Annotated in this window: 6 protein-coding genes; 1 reads left to right on the top strand and 5 read right to left on the bottom strand. The window is 70.3% G+C overall.

The annotated features are described in order from the left end of the window. Positions 1–452: 452 nt before the first annotated feature. The 3 genes from VDQ83_RS06520 to VDQ83_RS06510 all read right to left on the bottom strand — a co-directional run bounded on the left by VDQ83_RS06520 (position 453) and on the right by VDQ83_RS06510 (position 4,323). The gene (locus tag VDQ83_RS06520) at positions 453–2,507 is read right to left on the bottom strand and encodes an Lnb N-terminal periplasmic domain-containing protein (protein WP_455434282.1); all 2,055 of its coding nucleotides are present in this window, start codon (positions 2,505–2,507) and stop codon (positions 453–455) included. Then, positions 2,504–2,821 carry a DUF2388 domain-containing protein gene (locus VDQ83_RS06515; RefSeq protein ID WP_263398178.1) on the bottom strand — a complete coding sequence of 106 codons (318 nt, stop codon included), beginning with the start codon at positions 2,819–2,821 and terminating at the stop codon, positions 2,504–2,506. The genes VDQ83_RS06520 and VDQ83_RS06515 overlap by 4 nt, the downstream gene beginning before the upstream one ends. 113 nt (positions 2,822–2,934) lie before the next feature. Continuing rightward, entirely contained in the window at positions 2,935–4,323 is a 1,389-nt protein-coding gene (locus VDQ83_RS06510) for an FAD-binding oxidoreductase (RefSeq protein ID WP_455434281.1), read from the bottom strand. Between the two features lie 316 nt (positions 4,324–4,639). On the opposite strand from VDQ83_RS06510, the gene serA reads away from it, so the two are divergent. Continuing rightward, positions 4,640–5,881: a phosphoglycerate dehydrogenase gene (gene serA / locus VDQ83_RS06505; protein WP_263398176.1), complete on the top strand. Its 1,242-nt coding sequence runs from the start codon at positions 4,640–4,642 to the stop codon at positions 5,879–5,881. A gap of 184 nt (positions 5,882–6,065) precedes the next feature. Here serA and VDQ83_RS06500 read toward each other — a convergent pair whose 3' ends face one another. Both VDQ83_RS06500 and VDQ83_RS06495 read right to left on the bottom strand, forming a co-directional pair. Beyond that, positions 6,066–6,347: a hypothetical protein gene (locus VDQ83_RS06500; protein ID WP_263398175.1), complete on the bottom strand. Its 282-nt coding sequence runs from the start codon at positions 6,345–6,347 to the stop codon at positions 6,066–6,068. Between the two features lie 96 nt (positions 6,348–6,443). Beyond that, positions 6,444–6,995 (bottom strand): NUDIX hydrolase, encoded by a 552-nt coding sequence (locus VDQ83_RS06495; protein ID WP_455434280.1) that lies wholly within the window; start codon positions 6,993–6,995, stop codon positions 6,444–6,446. Positions 6,996–7,059 lie beyond the last annotated feature (64 nt).

The following is a 7,059-nucleotide window of genomic DNA, read 5'->3' as shown; positions in this document are numbered from 1 at the left end:
GGAGCAGCACACCCGCCGGCCATGGATTCGGTCGGGGCTGAAGCCCCTCCTACAGTGCACCCAGTCGGTTCGCTGCACGTCTTGTATGAGCGGCTTCAGCCGCGACGAACGGAGCCGTCCAGCTTCCCGACTTCGGCAGCAGTCGGGACTGAAGTCCCTCCCACAGTGCACCCAGCCACCCGCCGCGCGCCTTTGTGGGAGCGACTTCAGTCGCGACGAACGGAGCAGCACACCCGCCGGCCATGGATTCGGTCGGGGCTGAAGCCCCTCCTACAGTGCACCCAGTCGGTTCGCTGCAAGCCTTTGTAGGAGCGGCTTCAGCCGCGACGAACGGAGCGGCACACCTGCCGGTCTCGGATTCGGTCGGGGCTAAAGCCATTCCTATCCGTGCACCCAGCCAGCCCGCCGCAAGCTCTTTGTGGGAGCGACTTCAGTCGCAACGAACGGAGCCGTCATTTCTCCGCCGCAGGCTGCAACACCGATGGCGACACCAGCTGCAACCCGCCGCCGTCGCGATTGAGTTCGCGCAGACGCACGCCCAGCGCGCCCAGGTTCGCGTCGATCTGCTGCAGCTCCGCGCGCAGCGGTGGCGGCAGCAAGGCGTGCAGCCGCGCCTGCAACGCGGCGCCCTCGCTGTGCAACGCGTCGATCCGCGCCTGCCCCTGGCGCCGCAGCCAGTCGCGCTCCTGCGCCTGCGGCAGCCCATAGCCCGGCTGGCCCTGCAGCAGCGTCGACGGTTGGCTCAACAGGCCTTGCTGCGCCAGCACCGCGCGGACGGCTGCGGCCGCCTTCTGGCTCTCGTCGGCAGCGGACGCGTCAGTGACCGGAGCGGCGGCACCGGCAGTGGCGGCAATACCGGCACCTGCACCTGCACCTGCACCTGCATCAGCATCAGCACCAGCACCGGCATCGGCATCGGCACCGGCACCGGCACCGCCATCGACACCAGCATCGATGCCAGCACCGCCAGCGTGCGCCTCAGGCATGCGCGCTCCTGCCAGATAGCGTCGCTTCAACACATCGCGCCCGCGCTGCTCCTGGCGCCGGCGCGCGGCATTCTCCAGCAGCAGCAAGGCGGCGCTGGCGCGCAGGTCGCCGCGCTGCAGCCACGGTGCGCGCTGCGCCGCCGGCAGGTCCAGCCAGGCGTGCGCGGTGCGCGCCGGCAGCGCCAGCTGCGCGCGTGCGACCGCGAACATCGCCGCGTAGTGCGCACTCGCCGGTACGAAGTAGTAGCCCTGGCGCGCCGCGGCGTCGGCATCGTCCAGCACCCGAGTGTCGGCGATGCCGGCGCGGGCCAGGCGCCGCAGCAGGCCGGTCGGGCTGATCCCGGCCAGGCGCGCGCCGGCCAGCCGCGGCACGCCGTCGTGCAGCAGCTTGTAGGTCTCCACCGCGCAGTTGTTGCTGAGGAAGTAGTAACGGCCGTCGTAGCTCCAGTGCAGCTGCGCGGCGCGTTCAAGCAATGCGGCGATCTCGTCCGGCGCCAGCCGCAGCGGAATCGACTGCAGCCCGCGCAGCTGCACCTGGGTGTATTCGTCCACCACCTGGCGCAGCGGCAGCACGAACAGCCGCGACGGATACGAGCCGACCAGGCCGCGCACGCTGGAGATCTGCACATCGTCGACGAAGGCGCGGAACGACAGCACCTTGTGATACGCCAGGTCCAGGCGGCAGTCCGGACCGGGCGGGCGCCCAGGCGCGCAGATCACCAGCCGCAGCATGCTGTGGCCCCAATGGCTCATCGGCTGCGCATTGCCTTCGGCCAGCAGGTAGTCCACGGCGTAGACCCGCGCCGGATCCAACTGCAGCAGCGCCGCCTCGTCGGCCAGCGGATCCTGCAGATAGACCAGACCGGGGGCGCAGGCCGACGCCGGCGGCGACCAGTCCAGGCGCTGCGCGAAATACCGCGCCAGCGCCGGGCGCCGGCACGCGTAGTCCGGATCGAGCAGGAAATGCTCCAGGTTGACCGCGACGAATTCCGCCGGCGACGCCAGTTCGTACCGGTCCGGGCTGCGCTCGCTGAAGGCGTTGTCGCCCAAGCGCAGGCCCAGCCGCATCGGGCTGACCTGCCAGCCGGCCAGATCCAGCAGGCGCGGATCCGACGACAGCCGGCCCGCCGCGGAGCGGTCGTAAAAATGCGCCAGTTCGTGCAGCAGCGCGGCGATCGCTGGCCGCGTCGACGCGCCGGCGCCGTCATCGGCAGCAGGACGCGCCATCCATGCGCGCAGCAAGGCCTTGTTCAACTGCAGTCGCCGCGCCTGCGCCCTGCCGTGCACCTGCGCCGGCAGGTCGTCGCGCCATTGCAGCGCCAGCGGCGCATCGATCGCCGCGGTCCAGGCCGGCGGCAGCTTCGGCAGCGCCGCATCGAGCAGCGCCTGGCTGGCCGCGCGCTCGGGCGCGCTCAGGCCACTCGCATCCACCTGCAACTGCAAGGCCTGCGCGGGCACTGCGCAGGCCAGCCACAGCAGCGCCAGCCACGCCAGCCGGCGCAGCGGCCGGCGCGGTCTCACAGCGCCAGGATGGCCTGCGCCAGTTGCAGGTCGCTGGCCTGCTGCGCCTGCGGGTTGCGCTCGCGCAGCACGCGCAGCGCCGCTTCCAGCTGCGCGCCGCGGATGCGGCCGGCGCTGGCGACGAAGCCGGCCGCGTCGTCGCGCGCCTGCAGCACCAGCTTGTCGTCGCCGGAACTGCTGTCCGAAGACGCGGAACTGCCGGCAGAGCCGGCCGAGGCCGAACCGGCGGAACTGCCGGCGAAGCTGGAGGCCTGCGCGAGCGCGGGGAGGGTCAGGATCAACAGCAGGGCGCAGCGCGCGGTCACTCGGTTCATCGCATCGGTTCCAACGGGATCAGGGAAGAAGCGCGGCCGTGGCCGCGTCGGCATAGCCTAGCCGGCCGCCGGCGCGAGCGCGAGCGCCCGCACCACGCGCGGCGCTAGACGGCTCAGGGATCGAACAGCTTGCCCGGGTTGAGCAGCCCGGCCGGGTCGAACACGCGCTTGACCGCGCGCATCAGCGCGATCTCCTCGGCGCTGCGGGTGCTGTCCAGATACGGCTTCTTGACCAGGCCGATGCCGTGTTCGGCGGAGATGCTGCCGCCATGCTCGGCCAGCACCTGCGCCAGCAGCTTGGTGACCTGCTCGCAGGCGGCGATGAAATCGGCGTCGGCGGTGGCGTCGGGCTTGAGCACGTTGATGTGCAGGTTGCCGTCGCCGATATGGCCGAACCAGACCACGTCGAACTGCGGATAGGCCGCGCCGAGCAGCGCCTGGGTCTGCGCCAGGAACGCCGGCATCGCCGAGATCCGCACCGACACGTCGTTCTTGTACGGCTTGTAGCGCGCCAGCGCCTCGGTGATGCCTTCGCGCAGGCGCCACAGCTGCGCCGCCTGCGCATCGCTCTGGCTGATCACCCCGTCCAGCACCCAGCCCTGCTCCATGCACGCCTCGAACGCGGCCAGCGCCGCGGCTTCCTGCGCCTCGTCGCCGCTGGCGTACTCGGTGACCACGTAGTACGGATAGACCGTGTCGAACGGCGCCTGCGCGCCATGCGCCAGCACGTGCTGCAGCGCGCGGTCGGTGAAGAATTCGAACGCCTCCAGCTGCAGCCGGCCGCGGAACGCGGCGAACACCTGCATCAGCACTTCGAACGAGGGCAGCGCCAGCAGCATCACGTTGCTCGGCGGCGGCGGGTCGGTCAGCCGCAGCGTGGCCTCCACGACGATGCCGAGGGTGCCTTCCGAACCGATCAGCAACTGGCGGAAATCGTAGCCGCTGGAATTCTTGATCAGCCCGCGGTTGAGCTCGAGCAGCTCGCCGCTGCCGGTCACCACCTTGAGCCCGGCGATCCATTCGCGGGTATTGCCGTAGCGGATCACGCGGATGCCGCCGGCATTGGTGGCGATGTTGCCGCCGATCGAACACGAGCCGCGCGCGGCGAAGTCCACCGGGTACACCAGCCCATGCTCGCGCGCCGCGTTGTGCACCGCCTCCAGCGCCATGCCGGCCTGCACGGTGAGGGTGCGATCGACCGCATCGAACGCCAGCGCCTTGTTCATCCGCTCCAGGCTCAGCACCAGTTCGCCGTGCGCGGCCACCGCGCCGCCGGACAGGCCGGTGCGGCCGCCGGAGGGCACCACCGCCACCGCATGGTCGTTGGCCCAGCGCAGCACCGCCTGCACCTCCTGCACCATCGCCGGCAGCGCGATCGCCAGCGGCGCCGGCGTCCAGCGCCGGGTCCAGTCGCGGCCGTAGTGCTCCAGGTCGGCGGGATCGGTCTTCAGGCGCAGGCCGGGAACGGCGTGCGTAAGGGCATCCAGGCGCGGGTCGGTCATCGGCTCAGAGATCGGGCGAAGGCAAGCGTTCAAGCGTGCCAGCGTTGGGGGGCGGCGTCCAGTTGGGCACGGGACTTGGGACTCGGGACAGGGGACTCGGAAAAGCGGCACCACCTGCATGAAGCCAGGCAACACCGTCAGCCCACGCACCCTACGAGTCCCGAGTCCCGAGTCCCGGGTCCCGGGCCCCGAACAGATGCATCTGAAACCTTCGCCAGCGTTGCGTCTACGCCATCCCGGCATCCTATTGCGGCGCACCAAAGCGCGGACGCATCTGGCATAGTGACCGCCCTCTCGCCATCGCACCGTTGCCGCAATGTCGCCCAAGAAAACCTCGTTTCCGAAGCAGGATATCCGCGTGCTGCTGCTCGAAGGCATCAGCCAGACCGCCATCGACGTGTTCCGCGCCGCCGGCTATTCGCAGATCGAACTGCACGCCAAGTCGCTGCCGGAAGAGGAACTGAAGGCGCGCATCGCCGAGGCGCACATCGTCGGCATCCGCTCGCGCACCCAGCTCAGCGCCGAGGTGCTGGCGCAGGCCAAGCGCCTGATCGCGGTCGGCTGCTTCTGCATCGGCACCAACCAGGTGGACCTGGACGCGGCCGAACTGGCCGGCATCCCGGTGTTCAACGCGCCCTACTCCAATACCCGCAGCGTCGCCGAACTGGTCATCGCCGAGGCGATCCTGCTGCTGCGCGGGATTCCGCAGAAGAACGCCGAGTGCCACCGCGGCGGCTGGTCGAAGTCGGCCGCCGGCAGCCACGAGACCCGCGGCAAGGTGCTGGGCATCGTCGGCTACGGGCATATCGGCACCCAGGTCGGCGTGCTGGCCGAATCGCTGGGCATGCAGGTGATCTTCCACGACATCGAGGCCAAGCTGTCGCTGGGCAACGCGCGCGCGGCGACCGACCTGGACGACCTGCTGGCGCGTTCGGACGTGGTGACCCTGCACGTGCCGGAAACGGCGGCGACCAAGGACATGATCGGTGCGGCGCAGATCGCGCAGATGAAGCCGGGCGCGCACCTGATCAACGCCTCGCGCGGCACCGTGATCGACATCGCCGCACTCGACGCGGCGCTGACCTCCGGCCACATCGGCGGCGCGGCGGTGGACGTGTTCCCGGTCGAGCCCAAGGGCAACGGCGACCTGTTCGAATCGCCGCTGGCCGCGCACGACAACGTGATCCTGACCCCGCACGTGGGCGGCAGCACGCTGGAAGCGCAGGACAACATCGGCGTGGAGGTGGCCGCCAAGCTGGTGCGCTACAGCGACAACGGCAGCACCCTGTCGGCGGTGAACTTCCCCGAAGTGACCCTGCCCGAGCACGCCGAGAGCCTGCGCCTGCTGCACATCCACCGCAACGTGCCGGGCGTGCTGTCGCAGATCAACGAACTGTTCTCGCGCCACAACGTCAACATCGACGGCCAGTTCCTGCGCACCGACCCCAAGGTCGGCTACGTGGTGATCGACGTGGCCGCCAGCGAGGAACTGGCTGGCGTGCTGAAGGACGAGCTGGGGCAGATTGCGGGGACGTTGCGGACGCGGGTTCTTTACTGAGCCCGGGACTCGGGACCCGGGACTCGGGACTCGGAACAGCGGCGACGCCAGCGAGTCCGTTCTCCGACTGCGATCAGGCTTGGATGGATTGCGGTGACGCAAACGCACGAACGCTTGAGAGGCAGGAAACAAGCGCGGAAAAGCAGATCACGCGACCCACGCTCTTCCGAGTCCCCAGTCCCGATTAAGGCTGCAACTCCCCGCGCAGCCCTTCGCTCAACAGATAGTCGTCGGCCTTCAGGTACCAGCGCTCCGGGCCGGTGGTGACCGCCTCCATGTACAGGCCGCCGCTGTCTTCGCGCGGCGGGCGCTGCAGGCTGACGATCGCCACGCCATGCGGCGGTCCGCTCAACGCCAGCAGCGCACGCTGCACGGTGCGCGCCAGTTCGGCCGAATCCATCCGGTCGTCGACCGGGCGGAAGGCCAGGCGATAGGTGAACGAAGCAGCGGTGCGGGACATGGGCATGGACAGGCAACGGGCGCCCAAGGGTACCCAATCCCGCCATGCCCGCCCAGCCGGCGGCGCACGCGCAGCGCCCGGGCAGCGTTCGTCACCGGCGCATCAGCTGGCGCTGCGCGCCACCCACTTGCCGGCCATCCGCCGCAACGACGGATCCAGGTCCGGCTCGGCCAGCAGCTCGGCGATCGAACGCCAGGCCAGGGCCAGTGATTCGGCGCTGACCGCGAACGTCTCGTCGGCGCCGGCGCGGACCACGTAGCGCGCGTCGAAGTGCCAGTGCCCGGGCACCTCCTTGCGCTCGGGGATCCAGTGCCGGTCCAGGTCGAACAGTTCGCCGTCCTCCAAGGCCAGCCCGGGCAGCCCCGACTCCTCCTCGGCCTCCTTCAGCGCCACCAGCGCCAGGTCGCGGTCGCCGTCGGCGTGCCCGCCCAGCTGCAGCCAGCGCTGCAGCTTGCGGTGGTGGGTCAGCAGGGTGCGCGCGCCGTCGGCGCTGACCAGCCAGGCCGAACCGGTGAAGTGGCCGTCCAGGCGCGCACGCACGAAGGGGTCGTGCGCGTCGTCCAGCAGCGCCAGGAATTGCGCCGCAACCTCGGCCTCCTGCGGCCAACGGGCGGCATAGGCCTGCAACTGGCGGCGCAGGGAGAGGTCCGGCATGGGGGGTTCTCGCGATCGGGGGCGGCCATTATCGCCGCCGACGGTGCAGCGCGGCTTGTGGCAG

The sequence above is a fragment of the Xanthomonas sp. WHRI 7945 genome, from assembly GCF_035026585.1.
This window is presented reverse-complemented; position numbering and strand designations above follow the sequence as displayed.